At 41.4% G+C, this 20,806-nt stretch carries 18 protein-coding genes; 5 read left to right on the top strand and 13 right to left on the bottom strand.

Translation table 11 applies throughout. The features are described 5' to 3' along the window. Positions 1–179 precede the first annotated feature (179 nt). The gene (locus tag PGH26_RS13420; RefSeq protein WP_323691556.1) at positions 180–833 is read left to right on the top strand and encodes an SDR family oxidoreductase; all 654 of its coding nucleotides are present in this window, start codon (positions 180–182) and stop codon (positions 831–833) included. A gap of 267 nt (positions 834–1,100) precedes the next feature. Here PGH26_RS13420 and PGH26_RS13425 read toward each other — a convergent pair whose 3' ends face one another. The 3 genes from PGH26_RS13425 to PGH26_RS13435 all read right to left on the bottom strand — a co-directional run bounded on the left by PGH26_RS13425 (position 1,101) and on the right by PGH26_RS13435 (position 4,329). Next, positions 1,101–1,463, bottom strand: coding sequence for a hypothetical protein (locus PGH26_RS13425; protein ID WP_323691557.1), 363 nt, complete (start codon positions 1,461–1,463; stop codon positions 1,101–1,103). Positions 1,464–1,744: 281 nt separating this feature from the next. Next, positions 1,745–3,517 carry a GMC family oxidoreductase gene (locus PGH26_RS13430; RefSeq protein WP_323691558.1) on the bottom strand — a complete coding sequence of 591 codons (1,773 nt, stop codon included), beginning with the start codon at positions 3,515–3,517 and terminating at the stop codon, positions 1,745–1,747. A gap of 8 nt (positions 3,518–3,525) precedes the next feature. Next, positions 3,526–4,329 carry a gluconate 2-dehydrogenase subunit 3 family protein gene (locus PGH26_RS13435; protein WP_323691559.1) on the bottom strand — a complete coding sequence of 268 codons (804 nt, stop codon included), beginning with the start codon at positions 4,327–4,329 and terminating at the stop codon, positions 3,526–3,528. A 408-nt stretch (positions 4,330–4,737) separates the two neighbouring features. Here PGH26_RS13435 and PGH26_RS13440 point away from each other — a divergent pair, with 408 nt between their 5' ends. Next, positions 4,738–5,622, top strand: coding sequence for a fructose bisphosphate aldolase (locus PGH26_RS13440; protein ID WP_323691560.1), 885 nt, complete (start codon positions 4,738–4,740; stop codon positions 5,620–5,622). Between the two features lie 339 nt (positions 5,623–5,961). On the opposite strand, the gene PGH26_RS13445 is transcribed toward PGH26_RS13440, so the two are convergent. From PGH26_RS13445 to PGH26_RS13455, 3 genes are all read right to left on the bottom strand, one after another. Beyond that, on the bottom strand, positions 5,962–6,375 hold the full coding sequence (locus PGH26_RS13445) for a universal stress protein (RefSeq protein ID WP_323691561.1): 414 nt from the start codon (positions 6,373–6,375) through the stop codon (positions 5,962–5,964). A 152-nt stretch (positions 6,376–6,527) separates the two neighbouring features. After that, the gene (locus tag PGH26_RS13450) at positions 6,528–6,818 is read right to left on the bottom strand and encodes a hypothetical protein (RefSeq protein ID WP_323691562.1); all 291 of its coding nucleotides are present in this window, start codon (positions 6,816–6,818) and stop codon (positions 6,528–6,530) included. A 361-nt stretch (positions 6,819–7,179) separates the two neighbouring features. Continuing rightward, the gene (locus tag PGH26_RS13455; protein WP_323691563.1) at positions 7,180–8,118 is read right to left on the bottom strand and encodes a methyl-accepting chemotaxis protein; all 939 of its coding nucleotides are present in this window, start codon (positions 8,116–8,118) and stop codon (positions 7,180–7,182) included. A 386-nt stretch (positions 8,119–8,504) separates the two neighbouring features. Between PGH26_RS13455 and PGH26_RS13460 the strand changes: the two genes are divergently transcribed. After that, complete coding sequence (locus PGH26_RS13460; RefSeq protein WP_323691564.1) at positions 8,505–9,920, top strand: MDR family MFS transporter; 1,416 nt, start codon at positions 8,505–8,507, stop codon at positions 9,918–9,920. Positions 9,921–9,971: 51 nt separating this feature from the next. Here PGH26_RS13460 and PGH26_RS13465 read toward each other — a convergent pair whose 3' ends face one another. From PGH26_RS13465 to PGH26_RS13495, 7 genes are all read right to left on the bottom strand, one after another. Next, complete coding sequence (locus tag PGH26_RS13465) at positions 9,972–10,502, bottom strand: GNAT family N-acetyltransferase (protein WP_323691565.1); 531 nt, start codon at positions 10,500–10,502, stop codon at positions 9,972–9,974. Positions 10,503–10,955: 453 nt separating this feature from the next. After that, on the bottom strand, positions 10,956–11,267 hold the full coding sequence (locus PGH26_RS13470) for a hypothetical protein (protein ID WP_323691566.1): 312 nt from the start codon (positions 11,265–11,267) through the stop codon (positions 10,956–10,958). 798 nt (positions 11,268–12,065) lie between these two features. Continuing rightward, on the bottom strand, positions 12,066–13,049 hold the full coding sequence (locus tag PGH26_RS13475) for a tRNA dihydrouridine synthase (RefSeq protein ID WP_323693532.1): 984 nt from the start codon (positions 13,047–13,049) through the stop codon (positions 12,066–12,068). Between the two features lie 387 nt (positions 13,050–13,436). Next, on the bottom strand, positions 13,437–13,961 hold the full coding sequence (locus PGH26_RS13480; protein WP_323691567.1) for a YceI family protein: 525 nt from the start codon (positions 13,959–13,961) through the stop codon (positions 13,437–13,439). A 464-nt stretch (positions 13,962–14,425) separates the two neighbouring features. Continuing rightward, positions 14,426–14,995 (bottom strand): SF0329 family protein, encoded by a 570-nt coding sequence (locus tag PGH26_RS13485; RefSeq protein WP_323691569.1) that lies wholly within the window; start codon positions 14,993–14,995, stop codon positions 14,426–14,428. A 335-nt stretch (positions 14,996–15,330) separates the two neighbouring features. After that, the gene (locus PGH26_RS13490; protein ID WP_323691570.1) at positions 15,331–16,032 is read right to left on the bottom strand and encodes a response regulator transcription factor; all 702 of its coding nucleotides are present in this window, start codon (positions 16,030–16,032) and stop codon (positions 15,331–15,333) included. Then, complete coding sequence (locus tag PGH26_RS13495) at positions 16,025–18,736, bottom strand: sensor histidine kinase KdpD (protein WP_323691571.1); 2,712 nt, start codon at positions 18,734–18,736, stop codon at positions 16,025–16,027. The genes PGH26_RS13490 and PGH26_RS13495 overlap by 8 nt, the downstream gene beginning before the upstream one ends. 266 nt (positions 18,737–19,002) lie before the next feature. Between PGH26_RS13495 and kdpF the strand changes: the two genes are divergently transcribed. Both kdpF and kdpA read left to right on the top strand, forming a co-directional pair. Next, a complete protein-coding gene (gene kdpF, locus PGH26_RS16185; RefSeq protein WP_431312546.1) occupies positions 19,003–19,083 on the top strand; it encodes a K(+)-transporting ATPase subunit F in 81 nt (26 codons plus the stop codon). A 23-nt stretch (positions 19,084–19,106) separates the two neighbouring features. Next, positions 19,107–20,801, top strand: coding sequence for a potassium-transporting ATPase subunit KdpA (gene kdpA, locus PGH26_RS13500; protein WP_323691572.1), 1,695 nt, complete (start codon positions 19,107–19,109; stop codon positions 20,799–20,801). The last annotated feature ends 5 nt before the right edge of the window (positions 20,802–20,806 follow it).

Consider the following 20,806-nt stretch of genomic DNA (forward strand, 5'->3'; position numbering starts at 1 on the left):
GCATATCCTGTAAAAATGCTGCTAAATACGATTTTGCAGCTGTTCCCTATCCCCCTGTTAGGATAAAAAGGTTAGTTAGACTGTATTTCCGGGTATAGATTATATAGATATAATTTCTTCCCAGCTGATAGTGAACTGTGGAAGATTTTAAAACGTGATCTATAGAGAGGTTGGATAGTGTGAAAGTACTTGTTATTGGAGCAAACGGACAAATCGGTAAAGAACTGGTTTCATTAATTCAGAAGAGTGATTCATTGACAGCCAAAGCAATGATCCGGAAACAAGAACAGGCTTCTTATTTTGAAGACATAGGAGCCGAAACAGTTTTAGTGGATTTAGAAGACGACACGAAGAAAATTGCAGAAGCGGCTGAAGGCGCAGATGCGATTGTATTTGCAGCCGGATCCGGACCGAAAACCGGACCGGACAAAACGATGCTCATTGACTTGGATGGCGCAGTGAAGTCAATCGAAGCTGCAAAACAAGCGAACGTAAAGCGTTTCGTATTGATCAGTTCGTATGATACGACTCGTGAAGCAATCCAAGAAGCGGATTCTTCATTCGCTCCTTACGTTGCAGCGAAACATTATGCAGACGACTGGCTCCGCAGAACGGATTTAGATTATACAATCGTTCACCCAGGTATGTTAACGAACGATGACGCAACTGGTAAAATCGAAGCTGCTGAGAAAGTCGAAGCAAACAAAGTACCTCGGGATGACATTGCTCAAGTACTGCTTGCTTGTTTAGAAGACAACTCAACAATCGGTAAGGAGTTCCAAGTAATTGCAGGAGACACTCCTGTGAAAGAAGCGATTTCCTCACTTAAATAATTCACTTTAAAAGCCGTATTCCAAGTTCACAACTTTGGAATACGGCTTTTGAATGCTGACTTCTAAATTTCTATTACTCCCTGTACAGGTTCATTTCAATCACAGCGCCAGTTTCATAACAAAATCGAATGATTCCTGCATTGAAATCTCATTCTCGGTCGGCAGAATTCGTTTTAACGATTATCCCAACATCCACTTTCGGAGCAGTACTCTGTTTTTTGATAGTGACATTAACGGGCCTAACAGTCTCTTGAAATGGCTGGTATCTCACTCTGAGCTAGGAATAATATGCATGCTCTCTAACAGCGCCCTAGCGTCCTGATTCAAATATGTAAGTGTATCTTCTCTGCTGACTAGTCCTGCATGATCTTTTACCATCAGTTTAAAGGATCGAATGTTAAAGTGAATCGCATAATCATTAATCGCTTGGATTACTTTTATTTCTGATTGCGTCAATCGTCTTCCATCCGAATTCAAAACAAATTCCAATAGATCTTGTGAGTTCCGCTGAAGATGGTGCTTATGCGCTTTTACGACCTCTAAATTATCTTCCATATACTTTCTAGCAGTTATAAAATCCATCTCTTCCACACATTGATTAATCATTTTAAACAATTCATGAGAATTCATAAAACCGCTCCTTTACTTTGCCATCACTACCACTATACCATTTCACTATTAGTTATACGCAAATCCCACAATCTCATTGATATAATAGCTCTTTTTGTCTCTCATATAATAACCTCAAGATTGCCTGTATATCATGAAAACTTCTTTGTTTATAATTCCCCCCATAGAAAAACACTTTCGATTGCAGATACATTAAGTGTATCACTTCGAAAGTGTTTTAGGTTTGAATCATTTAAATCGACAATCATTTGACTTCTTATTTCGCCGTGCTCGCAGCATTCTTATGCATTTTTCTTAAGTTCTGCTTGTGTAAGCAAGCCGCCGGATTTCAGATACTTATTCATTCCTTCTGCTGCCAGATAGGCGAACGCCCCAATTGTTCCAGTCGGGTTGTAGTTACTGTTATGAGGGAATGATGAACCTCCCACAACAAACAGGTTTTCCATATCCCACATTTGTGAATACGTATTGACCGCAGAGTTGTCAGGACCATCTCCCATAATGGCACCGCCAAAGAAATGGTCTGTATAAAACTTATGATCGAACTCGATATCATCCTTTACTACATCGACGTTCATCGTATCAGCGCCCATTTCTTTCATAATTTCTGCACATCGAGCGACACCGGCTTTTGCTCGTTCACGATCCTGCTGATCATAAGTAACTGTTACCCGCAGAAGCGGATTTCCCAATGCATCTTTGTATGTGGGATCCAAATCCATATACGTATCTTTGTTCGGCAGGAACCCGCTTTGGGCGGTGATGAATAAATTACGATTTGCATATTTCAGCGATTTTTTTTTGAACTCTTTCCCCCAGGCAGGCGTTCCTTCTGGCACTTGGTTATTCGCAATGGGGCGAGTTCCCAGCTGGCCATAGTGAACTTCGTATCCATGCAGGAATTTCAAATCAGTATGATCTTCGTTATCCCCGCTAAAATCGTCAATCGTAGCACCCAATGCTCCAGTGCCCATAAAATTATTAAATTTCTTGTCCTCGAAGAAACCGCGCGCACCAATATAGGTCGATAAGTTATTATAATGGCCGGTAAAGTTTTTTCCGATGATGCCTTGTCCTGTTTTCGGATTATAAGGTTTCCCGATTTTTGAAACTAGCAGCAATTTGGTATTTGTGAATACAAATCCTGCAAGCACGACAATATCAGCAGGCTGCTCAAATTGCTCACCAGTCATCGTATCGGTATAAACCAGTCCTCTCGCACGTTTTCCATCATGAGTTACTTGCGTGACGTTCGAGTTATTCCTAAGTTCCAAGTTTCCTGTTCTCCCTGCAGTCTTAAGAACGGTTCCGATTGGATCGGCTTTTGCTCCAAAATCGCAGCCATATTCTTCACAAAAAGCACAGTAAACACAGCCATTTAATTTTTCCCCATCCGGATTTTCATAATTCTGAGAGAGATTTGCGGATGGCATATGATATGGATGATAGCCTAAATCAGTTGTCGCTTTTTTGAACAGCTTAATCGTCGGTGTCTCTTTCATAGGGGGGTTCGGATATTTATCGGATCGCGGTGGTCCAATCGGATTTTCCTCCCCTGAAATTCCTGCTGTTTTTTCATACTTGTCATAGTAGGGTTCTAACTCGTCATACGTAATGCCCCAGTCCTGCATGGTAGATCCTTTAGGTATTTTATCTTTACCATATCGTTCTACTGTCTTACTGTAAATTTCGAAATCATACGGCAGCCAGCGGAACGACATCCCATTCCAGTGGACACCCGCACCTCCCGTATTATTTCCCAATCTTGCCTTTGAATTGTTTCTAACGGGAAGTGCTGTCTTGTCCATGGAATTCCTGGAAGTAATGGTTTCCTTATTAAGATCTTGCATCAAGTCATAGCGTTTAGAATATCTAAGCTCATCTTTAGTTCCGATAAAGTCTTCATGTTTTTTATCACGGCCACGTTCAAGTATCACTACCCTATGTCCCGCTTTAGTAAGTTCAGCCGCAGCAATCCCTCCCGCCCATCCTGACCCTACAATAACCGCATCTACTTTAGGCAACGTTTTAACTAATGCAGTTCCTCCTCCCAATTTTTAGTTTAGTGTCCTTGATAGTCCCTTAAACTGACAGGTTCCAATTTCTTGAACTCATCTTGTTCGATATAGCCTGCGTAAGAAGCTTGCGCGCCAGGGAACTCTTTCATCTTCCATCCTTCCATATTTTTGTTTCCGCCATAAACCGGATCGGAGTATGCCCCTTCCAATGTGGATTGGATCAGCAATGCCATAAATTCAGATGCGACTAGTCCGGTCATTTTCACTTTATCGTTTTCAAAATCCTGTAATATTTCTATTTGCTGCTCTGCTTCAGCTTTGTCAAATGTCGTCTTAAACCGTTTTTGACTTTCATCATCCATCTTCCTCAATCCTTGAAGGAAAATGTCGCCCCGATCCAAAATGGATTGTTCTCCAGCAGGGCCTGCAGATTTATCAGTTGCATCTAAAACGGCTGTATATGGACCATGTCTGTAATCTCTTCCGTTGATTCCCCAACGGCCAGCCAATTGTTTGTCAATATAATAAGGGACATCTAATTTAATAGCCCCTGGTCCATCCTCGTCCTCAGGATAGATTTGTTCCGTTGCAGCCATCAATACCATAAAATCCTGATGCCGAGTAAAGAATTGCATCGCTTCATGTACGTCAATTTGTGCATCCTTACTCTGCGCAATCTGTTGTTCTTTTTTAGAATCAAAACTATTCGTCAGCAAGCCTCCAAATATGGAACCTCCGACTAATCCACCCGCCACTAAACCTGAATTCTTCAGGAACTTCCGGCGACTCATATCTTGCTGCTTTTGTTTTTCTGCATTCGCATCATCGCTTGGATTATTTTCCGCCATGTTAAGACCTCCCCAATTCTATGGTTTTTTGTACTTGTTAAGCATTTAATTTAATTACAATTCTGCAAATACAGACATTCACAAGTATGCATCCATAAAAAATAGTGAATTATGATTTCGAACAGAGTATTGACGAGTCTTAACAAAACTAGTCATTAATTTACAGCTAGCATTCACAGCATTCTAGGAACTTCATGGATATCCCATGTCGATCCTTTCGCTATTTTCTATAAGTGGACCTAACTGGTTTGTACTGCTGGCAAAGTCGTTTTTCCATCTGGACCCGTTTGCTTTATTAGCGCAAATGGCACAATTCATGATAGAGTATTAGATAATACGACTGGCTTTGTCAGTCCATCTTTATGATTTTTTCAGGAAGTTACACACTATGAAAGAGGAGTGAGTGGAATGAATGAAAAACAATTTGACAAGGTGAAAAACGGAAAAGGGTTCATTGCAGCGCTTGACCAAAGCGGCGGCAGTACTCCTAAAGCACTTGCAGCATACGGTGTGAATGAAGATGCGTATTCAAACGAAGATGAAATGTTTACACTGGTGCATGATATGCGGACAAGAATCATCACCTCATCCGCTTTTGACGCACAGCACATTCTAGGTGCGATTCTTTTCGAACAAACGATGGATCGTGAAATTGACGGTATGTATACCGCTGATTATTTAGCTGAAAAGAAAGGAATTGCTCCTTTCCTTAAAATTGATAAAGGTCTTGCAGATGAAGCAAATGGAGTCCAGCTCATGAAGCCTATTACTGATTTGGATGACACATTAAAACGTGCAAACGAGCGTCATATTTTCGGGACAAAAATGCGTTCTGTCATTAAAGAACCAAATGAAGAAGGCATTAAAGCTGTTGTCGATCAGCAATTTGAAGTCGGGAAGCAAATTATTGCTGCCGGTCTCGTGCCGATCATCGAACCGGAAGTGGACATTAACAGCGCAAACAAACCAGCTTGCGAAGAATTATTGAAAACGGAACTTCTTAATCATTTGGATCAGTTGAAAGATGATGAAAATGTCATGTTGAAACTGACGATTCCTACCGAGGCAAACTTGTACAGGGAACTGATTAAGCACCCTAGAGTGGTACGAGTTGTCGCACTTTCTGGGGGGTACTCGACTGATATTGCCAATGAAAAGCTGAAAGAGAATGAAGGTCTGATTGCCAGCTTCTCAAGAGCTCTCAGCCAGGACTTGAATGCGAACCAATCAGACGATGAGTTCAATGATGCTCTCGGAAAAGCGGTTCAATCGATTTACGAAGCATCTATTTAAGTGAAAAGCCTGTGCAAAGACCAATTCTTTTGGTTTTTGCACAGGCTTTTAAGGTTACTTTGTTCTTTTGATGAAACCAGCTATCTCGTATTCAGCGTCCCAAGCCTATTTCCAGAACCGTCGTTTGAAGCATCTTTTGTTGGATTCACTGTATTCCCTCCAGTTTTTAATCTTCCAAAATGTGACGAACTATTTTCCAAATTCAACGATTCATTTATTCGAGATTTTTTTAACCTTATAATAGTTTATCAAACGGATAGGAAAAAGATCCGCATCTGATAAGTTCAGCAGACTGCGAATCTTCAAGGGAACTATACAGGGATGACCATGGAGTCTCCTTTACTTCACAAGTGTCACAGGACAACTCATGCGCTTAACTACTTTCTCACTGACACTCCCAAATATAAGCCCTTTAAACGCCGTCAGCCCCCGGCTCCCGAGTATTAGCTGATCAACTTCACTTGCATTCACATATTTGATAATTGCAGGGCCCGTCTGCCCTTTCAACAACGTAACTTTCGGTTCTACCCCGGCTTCACGTGCTAATTTCACAACAGGCTGGATATTTTTCTTTTGATACGCAGCAAGATTTTTAGGACTTTGCGATAAAAGCCGTTCGTCTTCCACCTTACTAAAATCGGTTACAAAAATAATTTCCAAATGCGTCTCCGGCAAATACTGAACAAGCATCAGTGCGTGTTGCGTCGCACGTAATGCACTCTCCGAGCCATCCACAGCCACTGCAATATTCATAATCACCCTCCTAAAATTTGCTCGCTAGTCAAAGAGTCATACAAGTAATACCACCGATTCTACCAGACCTTAAACAGAATACAATGAATGTGCTAGTACTTTTTCAGTTTAACTTAAACTATTTGTTCAGACGGGGTGAGCGCTAAAAAATGTCATTGTACTTCTTCTGCACAAACAGCCAATGTTTTTCTAATTTCAGCACGCACATCATCTTCTTGATACTTTATAATCGGCATCGTTTCATTGGGGTCAATAAAGGCTTCCCGATTTTGCATTTCAATTTGTTTTCCTAAATGAATTGCAAGTTCTTTTCCTTTTGCTGCGACCCTTTTATCCATTTCCAGTGCTGAGGGTTTCAGTTGGTTTACTGGCACTGTCACGATTGTCGTTTCAGTTTGACCTAAGCTCTCCGCAATCATTTTATAAAATTCGTCATATTTCATATATTTGTTCATCGGTCATTTTATTAATGTCTCCGGTCTTTCACTCGTTCCGGCATTACATCCTCCATCACTTACTTGTTGCGTGAAATTGTAGTAACCTCGTAATATTTACGGAGCAACACTGTGATGGTTTCAAGCCCAAGCAACCCGGTCCGCCTAAAACAAATACTTTTTCCATTTTGAAAAACGTCCCTTCACACAGTGTCCAAGTATTCTACCCTTTCGCTGAACGGAGTAATCTATCTGCGAAATAGTTTCAAAGCATGGAGGGGATGAATAGGACCTTTCCATTAGAGATGAAAAACGTTCACAACGAAAAAAGACACGACCCGTTGATAGGATCGTGTCATCGATTACATGATTATTTTACAGACAATTGGCGAATACCGTTTTCAAGACGCTTGTCGACTTCCTTGGCATCTTCAATATGGTCAATGATGAGTCCATGTGCTTGTGAGAAGAGTGTTTTAGCATCCAGCAATTCGCTTTTCACTTCAGCAGATAATTGTTTTTGCTCTTCAATCATTTTCTGAATCGAACCTATATCGCCTTGGCTCTTTTCGATTGTAGTTAAAATACGTTCAATTTTCTCAGCTGTCGCGAGACTGACTTGAACGCCTTTATCTACAAGTTCAGCACTTGTTCTTGTAGAATCCAAAGCTTCTTTAATCTCTTCACGCAATGACGAAGTGAGCGTTTGGATGCTTGCTGTACTCTTCGCTGTACTTTCTGCCAGATTACGGACTTCCTGTGCAACAACCGCGAATCCTTTTCCAGATTCCCCGGCTCTAGCTGCTTCGATGGACGCGTTCAAAGCCAGTAAATTCGTTTGTGTCGCAATTCCATCGATAACACCTACAATCGATTGAATCTCATCCGAACGCTCACTTAAGTTGGTCATATTTTTCTCGGATGCCTGGATTTGTTCCCCAAGAGTTTTGATGACTTCTGCTGTAGCGTTGACTTCTCTTGTACCTTCAGTAGCTTCAGTAACCATCACATTCGATTGATCTTCCAAAGAACGGCCTTTTTCATATAGTTCAGTTGACTTTTGGGTCGTTTGTGCACTTAGCTGGTCAATGTTCTCAAACCGATCTTCGATTCGGCCAACCGCATCACCTAGTACATCATGCTGGCCATTTACTTTCTCATGCTGCATTACAGCAGCCGCTAACTCGTCTCTTAACTCCAGCAAACGGACCTGATCTTGCTCTTCTTTTAAAGCTTGGCTTTCTTTTAAGGCCGTTAACTCTTCTTGGAAATTATCTATTTCTGCTGGTCTGCTTTTACTTTTAAACATATGAATTCCTCCAAGTTATCTTTATGTTCATAATTATAGCACAGAATGACCTATTCTCTTTAACTATTTTAGGGTCAGAAGTCATGTTTCGGACTTTTTGTGAACGTTGACATCCGTAAATAGGTTCATGCTTGCAACGAGATACTGAACAAATTTCCCTGACACTGTTTTTTTGTCCAAAGAACGTTTGATATAATCATAGAAAGGTATGGTTTAAGTATGACTTTCAATTCATAAGGCAACACTTCAATAATAATCAGATTCATCAAACAGTAAAATTGAGATGAAGACGAGAAACCTCTATTATATAAAGAATGTCAGGTCCGGATTTCATTTTAAAACGTGTTTTAGGATTTGCTAATCCAAAATGAGGTGATGAGAAGCTAATGGTCAATTCACAAACGCTGGGTGATTCCCAGTCGTTCGATTTAAAAAAACATATCCCGCTGCTTGCTGTGTTATTGTCTGGTGCGTTCATTACAATCTTGAACCAGACGCTTCTGGCAACTGCACTCCCCCCGATAATGAGAGATCTCAAAATTAATGAAAGTACTGTTCAGTGGCTGCAGTCGATTTTCATGCTCGTGAATGGGATCATGATTCCGATAACAGCTTTTTTAATCGGGAAATTTTCTACTCGAAGTTTGTTCCTGACGGCTATGGGGACATTTGCCGCTGGGACACTTATTGGTGCCCTCTCCCCTAACTTTTCCTTCTTGTTAGTGGCGCGGGTGTTACAGGGCGCGGGCGCTGGAATTATGATGCCGCTCTTGCAGACCATCATGTTCCTTATCTTTCCGGTTTCACAACGCGGGAAAGCAATGGGGATGTTTGGCCTCGTAATTGCATTCGCTCCCGCCATCGGTCCAAGTTTGTCCGGCTATCTCGTCGATCACTACCCATGGCGCAGCGTATTTTACGTAGTATTCCCTATCGCTCTTGTGATTATCATCGCTGCATCCTTCTTGTTGAAAAACGTAACAAAGCAAACAAATCCAACAGTGGATTACCTGTCAATCGTTCTTTCCACATTAGGATTCGGCGGCCTTCTATACGGTTTCAGTGTTGCAGGCAACTTAGGCTGGCTAAGCCCTAACACACTTATTTCACTCGCAGTCGGCGCAGTTTCACTTTACCTGTTCATCACCAGACAGTTAAAACTGGATGAACCCATTCTTGAATTCCGTGTATTCAAATACAGCATCTTCTCACTTGCGACAGGACTCGGAATGATTGTATTCGCATCGATGATTGCAACAACTGTCATACTGCCGCTTTTCATGCAGAACTTACTTGGGTTCAACGCACTGCATTCAGGGCTTATGCTGCTGCCAGGTGCGATTGTAATGGGCTTCATGAATCCATTAACCGGTACATTGTTCGATAAGTATGGAGCAAAATGGCTTCTGCGCATTGGATTCACGATTTTAACCGTTACTACATTCTTCTTTGCGAATTTGTCGCAAGACACGACATTTACGTATTTGGCAGTTCTGAACGCCGTTCGTATGGTCGGAATAGCGATGGTCATGATGCCTTCAACAACACTCGGTCTGAATCAGCTGCCAAATCACCTGATTTCTCATGGTACGGCGATGAATAACACCTTCCGCCAAATTTCTGGAGCTGTCGGAACCGCAGTGCTCGTTACAATCACCATCACTGCAGCAAGCAGTAATTCAGTTGCCGGCGCTATTCACGGTGTCAATATCGCCTTCTTAGTAGCAGGCTTCATCGCAGCATTTGGATTGCTGCTGTCGTTTGCCATCCGCGATCCGAAAAAACAATCGGCGGATGCCTGACTTCACGCAAAAAGACTCCCACATCATTTGAATGCGGGAGTCTTTTTCGTTTCATAAGAATAACGCCATACTTAAGCTGTCATAGTAAGTTCCGCCGTCGTAAAAGTCTTTGCGGAAAAGCCCTTCCCGCTCAAATCCTAGACTCACATAAAGTGCGATGGCATGCTCATTATCAGCACGCGTGACAAGCGAAACTTTTTTTGTTTGTCCATTATCTTTGGACCAGTCAATCAGTGCATTCATCAGCATGCGGCCAAGTCCTTTTCCTGCATGCGATTGACTTATCACAATTCCTAAAGTTCCCACATGACGAAACCTGCTTTTCGAACTGGACTCAATCGTACCAATTCCAACGATTTCTTCTCCATCCATCATTAGAAGCATACAGTTTCCATGTGAATCTTTCATACCTTCTATGGTGTCAGCCATTTCTTCAGCGGATAGAGGGTATTCATCTTGACCGAAAGACAAGTAATCCGTCTCCCCGCCGACCTTATTGTAGAACTTGACAATCTGACTGGCATATAAGGGCTGGGCGCTTAGGATTCTAGTTCCTTCTATTGACGCTGATTGCATGGACATACTCATTCCTTCTTTCATAATCACGGGCAGTTCGTTTCAAAGTTCATTAAATGGACATGCCTTTAGTTGTTCTGCATTTGAAATCATCGTTATCTTCATCAAATTTCATTTGCAGCTACTTTGATTGCACTTTTAATTATATTAATTTAATCAAGTGAATTCACCTTACACATCTTACTGAATTGCGTATAATTAGAAACAGCTGCTCGTGTGTATTGCATAACTATTTTTAAGTACTGCAAACTACAGTACAGGGGGTGTTCAGATTGAACGAAATTTATGATTTTCATTGCGGGTACCGCATGGTCTGCGGTTCTTCTTGGAATGCTTTATCATCTATATGTTAATTTTAAAAGGTACCGTAAAATAGGATAAGATAAACTCCAACTTACCGCACATTAAGGAGTGCCAGGCATTATACAGGTTTCCGGGTTAACAGCATAACCGGATAGACTAGCCTCGGAACACTTTCACTTCCATTATCGCGAATTCAATGTTTGGATGATCATTGAGTTGAGGCAAGACCTTTCGCTGCAACGCTGTTTTCACACGTGTACCATGCTGGTAATCCACCAAATACCGTAAAATCAATACAATGCCTGCATCATTGGTATCTACTGAAAAAACAGGTTGCACTGCTGCTTGATCCCCTGGCAAATGACCATTGGTCTCATACAGAGTCTCTTCAAAATATGCCTGTCCAGCTTCAGTCATAACCTTTTCAGCTGCATGCCAGTCGCTATCGAAAGACAGTACGTACTTCAATTCATGCCAGACAAATGAATTCGTTGATGGCCTGAACCCATATAAACAGAAATGAAAGTAATGTCAGCGTTGACAGCGTATTTTTCAGTACTTTGCGCGTTCTAATCCGTCTTTTAAAATCTTTTTCATTTCTGGTTACAATCTTTTTCAAGATCATATATATGAGTACACCAATGAGAATCTGGCATACGGTCACACTCCTTGTAAATCCTTAGGTGTAGTATACCTTATCTACCGATACTATGACGGCAGATTCACTTGGTAGAAATCTAGATACATAACAGCAGGAGAGGAAGGTGTTTTTTGTGAAAATCATCGCTATGGCAATTTGGAGCGTTCTAGTTCTTTATTTATACAATACTCTTCATCTGGAAAAATCTATTTTTAATTATGTAATCCTTTTCCTGATTCTTTTAGTTGGATCATCTGCGATCGACTGGCTGGGTAATCGAAGTAAAAGAGACCAGAAGAAGTCCTGACACTGCGTTGAGTTTTTGAGAGGGTGCAGGGGAATATAAACAGAATCCTATTCACCCTTTAGCTTTCGCAGTCCAATTGACGAGAAAAATTCCCGAAAAGATACATAAACCGTCATTCATGAGTGTCGGTCCAATCGTTTCATTCAGCAGCAGCCAGCCTGTGAGAACGCCAAAAAATGGACGGATGTATTTGAGGAAGTATGGATTCAAAGTGATTCAGAAGAATGGATGAACTGATAATAAAAGCGCACTCGCAATGTTTAGGTAAACAGTGCGAGTGCGCTTTTTCGTTCCAAACTAAAGGCCGTTATAACCACCTTTATTCGGGTAGTTCTTCCGTATTCTGCAGCTCAAATTCATTGAGTATTTTACGTACTTCGTCGGTCGTTTCCGTGCTCATCAATTGGTTTCTCAATTCGCCTGCTCCCCGCATGCCTTTCACATAGATCTTAAAGAAGCGGCGAAGCGGTTTGAAAGGAAGTTCCTCGATCTCTTGTGAATATTTATCATGAAGGTCGAGCTGCAGCCTTAAGAGATCCATCAATTCCTTACTGCTGTGTTCTTTGGGCTCTTTTTCGAAAGCGAACGGATTTTTAAAGATGCCTCGTCCAATCATGACGCCATCGACACCGTATTTCTCGACAAGTTCTAATCCCATTTGACGATCGAGGATATCTCCGTTAATCGTTAATAACGTATCCGGGGCAATTTCATCACGCAATTTCTTAATTTCCGGGATAAGCTCCCAGTGCGCTTCGAAATTACTCATTTCTTTTCTTGTACGCAAGTGGATCGACAAATTGGCGATATCTTGTTCAAGTACATGCCGCAGCCACCCATGCCATTCTTCTATATCCGTGTAGCCAAGTCGTGTCTTCACGCTGACTGGCAATCCGCCTGCCTTCGCAGCTTGGATGATTTCCGCCGCGTTATCCGGATAATTGATCAGCCCGCTGCCTTTTCCTTTCGCAGCGACATTCGGGACAGGACAGCCCATGTTAATATCGATGCCTTTAAATCCTTGTTCTGCCATTCCGATACTCATGTCCCGGAAGTGTTCGGGCTTATTTCCCCAAATATGTGCAACCATTGGCTGTTCGTCTTCCGTAAACGTCAAACGTCCGCGCACGCTGAAGATTCCTTCAGGATGACAATAACTTTCCGTATTTGTAAACTCCGTAAAAAACACATCGGGTCTAGCTGCTTCCGCCACAACATGGCGAAACACAACGTTCGTCACATCTTCCATGGGTGCTAATATAAAAAACGGCCGTGGTAATTCACGCCAGAAATTCTCTTTCATGTTCAAATTCCAATCCTCTCATTGTGGAATGCCAGTCCATTCCTTTATCTAAACATCTTAGCGCAGTAATACTGGGAATCTAATCAGGCAAGTTTCATTTCCCAACTATCCATTATTTCTTACCGTTCACTATTTTACATGACTAAGGGATATGTGGGAAGAGACAGGTTCTTATTAGGCAGTATCCATAGAGAAACCATTTTAAGTTGGAGGCCGGTTCCAAAGTAAACCACTCTTAACAAAGTGAAGGTTTCGGGATGATACCTGGCTCATCTGCCTCTAATTCTAAGATACAAAAGCACGCCTGCTGATTCCATTTTTCGAAATCGGCAGGCGTGCTTTGCAGTGCTTAGGTTAAGTATCCTCTTATCTATTTCAACCTTCTATTTATACAGGATTTACTTCCAATTCAACTTTGATTTTGATGTCTTTGCCGACGAGTACCCCGCCAGTTTCAAGAGCAGTATTCCAAGTCAGACCAAACTCTTCTCGGTTGATCTTCGCTTCCGCTTCAAAACCATATACTTCTACACCCCATGGGTTTGTTCCTTTGCCGCCAAATTCCACGTCAAAAGTTACTGGTTTGGTGATTCCCTTAATTGTTAAGTCACCCGTTACTTTGTAATCGTCACCTTTTTTCACAATAGAACCAGATTGGAATGTGATGTTCGAGAAATTCTCTACGTCAAAGAAATCTGCTGCCTTCAAGTGATTATCCCGATCTGCTGAATGTGTATTAATGCTTGAAACGTCAAAATCGAAAGCAATTGAAGCCGTTGTAAGATCCGTTAAGTCGGCCGCTTCTACTGAAGCTGTGTACCCGTCAAACTGGCCTTTCACTTTAGATACCATCATGTGTTTCACTTCAAAACCTACTGTTGAGTGCGATTGATCTACTGACCATTTTGTCATTTGTATTTCCTCCAATTTATAGTTGATTCTCTTGAATCCTTACTGAAAAATTTGTTCATACCAAGGCTTTGCTGACTCTACTTCGACCATTCTCACCCAGTGAAATATCTCGAATTCAAGATATATAAGCAAAAAATAAATAGCTCGAATGTACAAGCTAATTTCTCTGATTATTTAACTCATGCACGCACAAATGGGTTGCCGCTCTTATGTGTAAGTAATTATCCAGCCAAATTTATACGAACTCGATGTGGAGGATGAATTACCTTGAATTCAAAGTAATAATAACACATCATTTTTTCTCGGTCAATTAGTTTGTTTACCTTGTTGCAGGGAGATAGTTTTCAGAAACTGGCCAGAAGCACAAAAAGCGTAACCCCCACAAAGGAGTTGACGCTTTTTAAGTTTGGACGGCTGACTTCCATCATCATCCTCCTGCTATGAAAGTGTGTACGAGCTGTTTATCACACCGCACTGAGCCGCAGCTCATAAAAATACTGCACAATTGGATGCTTGTACTTTATCTTCTCGGCCATGTTTATGATCCGTTTTTTTCCTACCCGTCTGTCCACCAAAGCTAAAATATTCAATAGGAGCTCATTGCTCTCTAAACTCTCCTCTATAGGAGTAGTTAAAAACGTATTCGCTGCAACAGTAAAATTAGATTTACTTAATGATGATTGAGCTGACATAAGCTCCTTAGCATATTCTGATAATTTTCTGCTCCTCGCAATTACTTGCAGCCGCTCTTCGGGAACCATCCCTTTCGTTTCGTTTCTTACCGCTTCAATCTCCTCAGTGCTGATTGGAATTTGGATAGTTGAATCATTCTTAATTTCCTGCTCTGTCTGATACCATCTGATTAAAGTAGTTCGATCACTCATTTTGAATACATTCTTTTTATCAACCGCAATATAACAAGTTCCCGATTTATCAGGTAAATAACGATAGCTGCTTGCACGGTATTCAACCCGGTCCTTTAATGCAGGGCACAGAAAACTCTCCAGATTTTTCTTCAATTTGCTCCAGGTCATGGTATTCCCCTTTACGTTCATATTAAAAATATTTATTTCGGCAGATGTTCTATTATCCATCTTACAATAACCGTCACAACGGGCCTACTAAATACATGGTTTAGGTGTAACTAGTTGCATAGGTACCTTTCAAATTCAATCCAGTTTGTAAGGATTGTGTGATGGATCATTTGTTGGTATCAGTGAATTCTGGAAATAAAGTTACGTATTTGTCAAAACTCACTGGTAAGTACCCTATTCTGTCAATTTATAGTTATGTACTGCTAGTGGATCCCCCAAACACCAAGTTAAACGAGCACGAAGTTATCCAAGATACCGGGATGTCCTCTCCTTTTTTATTCATCCCCATATCTCAACATACGATACCCCACACGTATATGCGTTTGAATAATTGTTGGCTTCGCGGGATCATCCTCTATTTTTTTGCGTAACGTGGCCATGAATACTCGCAAACTGGCTACGTCGGATTGTGATACATGTTGCCACACCTCCTTCAATAGGAAGTTATGTGTCAGAACTTTACCGACATGGTGTGACAGGGCAACCAATAACTTATACTCAATCGGTGTCAAGTGAATGATTACATCATGTTTAAACACCGTATTCGCCAAATAATCAATGCGTAAATCGCCGTTTATGAATACAGCCTCTTTGCTATCCAACTGGCTATCACTCGCAATTCTTCTGAACGCCACACGAATGCGCGCTAATAGTTCGTCTACACTAAACGGTTTCGTTACATAATCATCAGCCCCCGCGTCCAATGCGCTGATTTTATCGCGCTCCTCGTTCCTTGCACTTACTATAATAATCGGTACGTTCGACCAGCTGCGAATTTTAGCAATAACATCGATACCATCCATATCCGGTAACCCAAGATCTAAAATAATCACATCGGGTTGCATCGATAACGCATTTTGTAAAGCGGTTTGACCATCCAATGAAATCACATATTCGTACTGATTCATACTCAATGCCATCTTGATTAAGTTACCGATCGCGATATCATCTTCCACTACAAGAATGCGGTTACTCATTTACATGGACATCTCCTTTTTCTAGCGTAAAACTAAAGATCGCACCTGTTGGCACATTGTCTTCAACTGTGAGCTCACTGCCATGGACTTTGACGATAGCTTGGCACAGTGAAAGTCCGAGTCCAAGACCACGCCGACTGTCACTACGGTAGATTTTATCCGTTGTGAAGGGTTCAAACAATCGATCTTTTATTGTGTCACTAATTCCAGGTCCATTATCAGCTATTCTAATACGCACAAAGTTGCCTTCTTCCTGCGCTGTCATTGTGATTTCACTTCCAATAGGTGTATAGGTCAATGCGTTATTAATAATATTGATAATTGCCTGGATCATAAGCCGCGCATCCATCACCGCAAATATCAAATCAGGCTCAACTTGGCAGTGAATATGATGCGTTTTGTCGTTTTGGGTCACATGCAAAAGTGATTCTTGCAAAATCTCTTCAACTAGCTCCGGCTGCATTTCAATTGACAGTTCTCCTCCATCTAATCTCGATACAGCAAGCAGATTTTCGACCATCTGTAAAAGCCACTTTGAATTACTATTTATATCGCGATATAGCTGAACTTTTTGTTCTTTATTAATTTGATCCCCGCTAGTAAGCAACATATCCGAGTTACCTGAGATACTCGTTAGTGGTGTTCGTAAATCATGCGAAATCGCACGTAAAAAGTTGGCACGCATTTGTTCAAGCTCGGCTTCACGAACGACTTCTTCATTCGACTTTTGTAAATACCATTTATCAAGCGCAAATGAGAATTCATTAATGAGGGCATCTAGAATATTTCGTTCAAAAGATGGGATCGGATCACTTTTTGTTAGCATAATTCCAACAACCCCTTCAACGTTCCCACTTGATATGACAGGTATATAGTACGCACTTGCTTCGGGGAAAGTATCTGTCGAAACGCCGGCAGTCTGCTTGTTTTTTGCGACCCATGTTACTACGCCCCGTTCGTTTACATTATCAAACAGTGCTTCCATCGACATGTTTTCTGCAGAGGTCATAACAGTAGTTCGGAAATACACTTTCTTCATGATTAATTGATTGTCCAGATGAAAAAATACGGCTGGTTTTTCAACGAGTTTGACAATTTGTGTCATTCCTTCTGAAATGATTTCCTCAAGTGATTTCGCATGCTGTAATTTACGATTTGTCTCAAGTAGCACTTCCATCCGATAAGACTTGCGTACTGCACCAACAGCTTGCTGTTTTACTTTCCGTGCCAAGCTACTCGTAATTAACCCGGAGATGAACATGATCAGAAACGTCATAGGGTAATCCCAATGATAGGCTTCAAATGAAAACCTCGGTTCAGTGAATAAAAAATTGAAAATCAGCACCGCAACTAACGAACTAACAATGCTGATTTCCCATCCCGTCGACCATATTGCAAGTACAAGCACACCTAAAATATAGATAGTAACGATATTTGTTTCACTCACACCAAGCATAAAGAAGAACATTCCTATCAATGATGCTACGAAAAATATAATTGCCATTTTCAATAAGTCCATCCAATGGAACTTAGGTCGAGGGATCATTCCCTGAAAACGGAGCGGTTCGTTTTCCCTATCAGGCACAATGTACATTGCCAAGTTTGGCATGTACATACTAAGTCGATCACTTACTTTGGAATTCGACCTCCACCATTGAGATTTCGTCGCAGTTCTTCCGATAACTAGCTTCGTCACACCACTTATTCGGGCATAATTGGCTAGGGCAGCCGCTACATCTTCCTCCTGAACGCTTACGACATGGCCACCAAGTTGCTCTGTTAGTTTGATGTGCTGTTGCAATCTCTCTGAATTCGCATCACTACCGAGATTTATTCCTGATTTCTGTACATATAACGCTGTGAACTTACCGTGTAACGCTTGGGCCAGTCGTGCGGCGGTCCGGATAACTTTTGCATTTGTCGGTGAACTACTAATCCCCACTAGCAAATGATCCTCCACTTGTGTGCTTTGAGTTAGAGACATATTCTCTAGCGTTTTTTTGTGATAAATCGTATCAGCTGTTCGGCGTAATGCAATTTCGCGGAGCGCGACTAAATTCGATTTTTGAAAAAATTGTTCCATCGCCCTTTCGACTTGTGGTGCACGATATATTTTCCCTTCCTTTAAACGCTGGATTAAATCCTCCGGTTCAATATCAACGAGTTTAATTTGTGCTGCGTTATCTATTAAATAATCCGGTATATGCTCACGCACTTTCACGCCGGTGATTTCCTCCACCAAATCATGAAGGCTTTCAATATGCTGGATATTTACAGTTGTGTAAACGTGAAACCCTTTGGCAAGCAGTTCCTCGACATCATTAAATCTCTTTGAATGGCGCATTGACGGTACATTGGTATGTGCCAATTCATCAATCAAGACAAGTCCAGGTTTTCGTTCAAGCACTGCATCGATATCGAATTCTTCAAATGTCTTTCCTTTATAAAGAACTTTCTTAGTAGGTATCTTCTCAAGCCCTTCAAGTAAGGCCGTTGTTTCAGGGCGGGCATGTGGTTCAACATAGCCGACGACCACATCTATACCCAGTTTTTTTGCTTGTTGGGCAGCGTCAAGCATGGCGTATGTTTTTCCGACTCCTGCTACATACCCCAGAAATATTTTCAACTTGCCGATTCCGGCTCTTTTTTCTAACTGTTTAATTTTCTCTAAAATCGCATCTGGACTTGGACGACTATCTACCATGATCCCTCACCCCCACCTCATTATAGTCCCGATTCACATTAAGACGGCATTAAGATTTTCCGTCTTAATGCCACCTTTATAAGAATCCAATTTCTCTAATACTACATTAATCTAAACTTCATTATGATGAAACTACTCGCTAAACAGAAAGGATGGGACACATGATGGATGTAATTATGATTGGTGTATTAATCATAAGTTTTGCAAGCCTATACGGACTCACAATCTGGTGTTACAAACTAGTAAACAATTAAGGAGGAAACGTTATGTGGATCGTATTGTCGATTGTCCTAGTATTGTTATTTGGCTATCTAGTTCACGCATTACTCTATCCTGAAAATGATTAATAAGCCTGTAGGAGGTAACGGATATGTGGCAAATTGCCTTGGTGATTGGAATTTATCTACCGATAGTCATTGTTGCTGGTCATTATTTATACCACGTAACCATGCAACAAAAAACTTGGATTGATCCGGTCATGAACCGGATCGATCATGTCATTTACAACGTATGTGGCATTAAGCAGGGCAATATGACTGGGAAACAATATTTGCTGGCATTGATTTTATCAAATGCCATAATGGTGTTCATTGGATACATTATTTTACGTATTCAGTCAGCGCTGTTTCTTAACCCGAATGACGTCGGGAATATGGAGGCGACACTGTCATTCAATACGATTATTTCTTTTATGACGAATACAAATCTACAACACTACAGTGGTGAATCAGGGTTAACTTATTTAGGACAGATGCTTGTCATCACGTTTATGATGTTTACTTCAGCAGCAACCGGCTATGCGGCATGCATGGCGTTCTGCCGTCGTTTAGTTGCTAATACAGATACACTTGGTAACTTTTTTGTAGACTTTGTGCGTGTGACGACACGTGTATTGATTCCAATTTCTTTTATCGTAGCCCTGTTTTTAGTATCCCAAGGTTCGCCTCAAACGTTCCATGCAAACGAAACCATCCAAACAATAGAAGGGAATATGCAAGATATTGCACTCGGACCTGTTGCCTCACTCGAGTCAATTAAGCATGTGGGTACAAATGGAGGCGGTTTCAACGGTGCCAATTCATCAACACCTTTTGAAAATCCAACCGTCATTACAAACATCGTGGAAATGCTCTCCATGATGCTACTCCCTGGTGCTAGCGTTGTGACATTTGGTCTAATGGTCGTTAATCGAAGGAAGAAAGCACTTTTCGGCAAACAAGGATTCGTCATTTTTGCAGCGATGGGTATTCTTTTCCTTATTGGTCTAACGACTTGTTATCTTGCGGAACGTGCAGGAAACCCTATTATTGATGAGCTTGGTATTACACAAGATCTAGGCAGTATGGAAGGTAAGGAAATGCGATTTGGCGTACCACAATCTGCTTTATTCACGGTTGTGACGACAGCTTTTACGACAGGAACAGTCAATAATATGCATGATACCTTAACGCCGATTGGGGGCATGGTGCCCCTGTTCAACATGATGTTAAACGTCGTATTCGGTGGTAAGGGAGTCGGTTTGATGAACATGATGATGTACGTCATGTTAACGATTTTCATCGCTTGTTTAATGATCGGTCGTTCCCCCCAGTTTTTAGGGAAGAAGATTGAAGAAAAAGAAATGAAGCTAATTGCGCTTTGTATTTTAATCCATCCTGCCATTATTCTAGGGTTCTCAGCGCTCGCTGCTTCGACTGTTGCGGGAGTTCAAGGAATCACGAACCCTGGTTCACATGGATTATCGCAAGTACTTTATGAATACGCCTCATCATCAGCAAACAATGGCTCTGGATTCGAAGGGCTCTCTGATAATTCAACTTTTTGGAACGTCACGACTGGTCTGGCGATGTTCTTTGGGCGCTATTTATCAATCATTATTCAACTTGCCATCGCCTCCCTACTTGCGAAAAAGGTATGGCACAGTGAATCAGTTGGTACTTTGAAAACTGACAACGCGATGTTCACATTTTTGCTTGTCTCAATTGTATTAATGATTGGCGCATTGACATTTCTACCTGCGTTAGCACTCGGTCCGATTACAGAACATTTACAAATACGTTCTTGACGAGG

This window comes from Sporosarcina jeotgali (assembly GCF_033304595.1).
Lineage (GTDB): Bacteria > Bacillota > Bacilli > Bacillales_A > Planococcaceae > Sporosarcina > Sporosarcina jeotgali.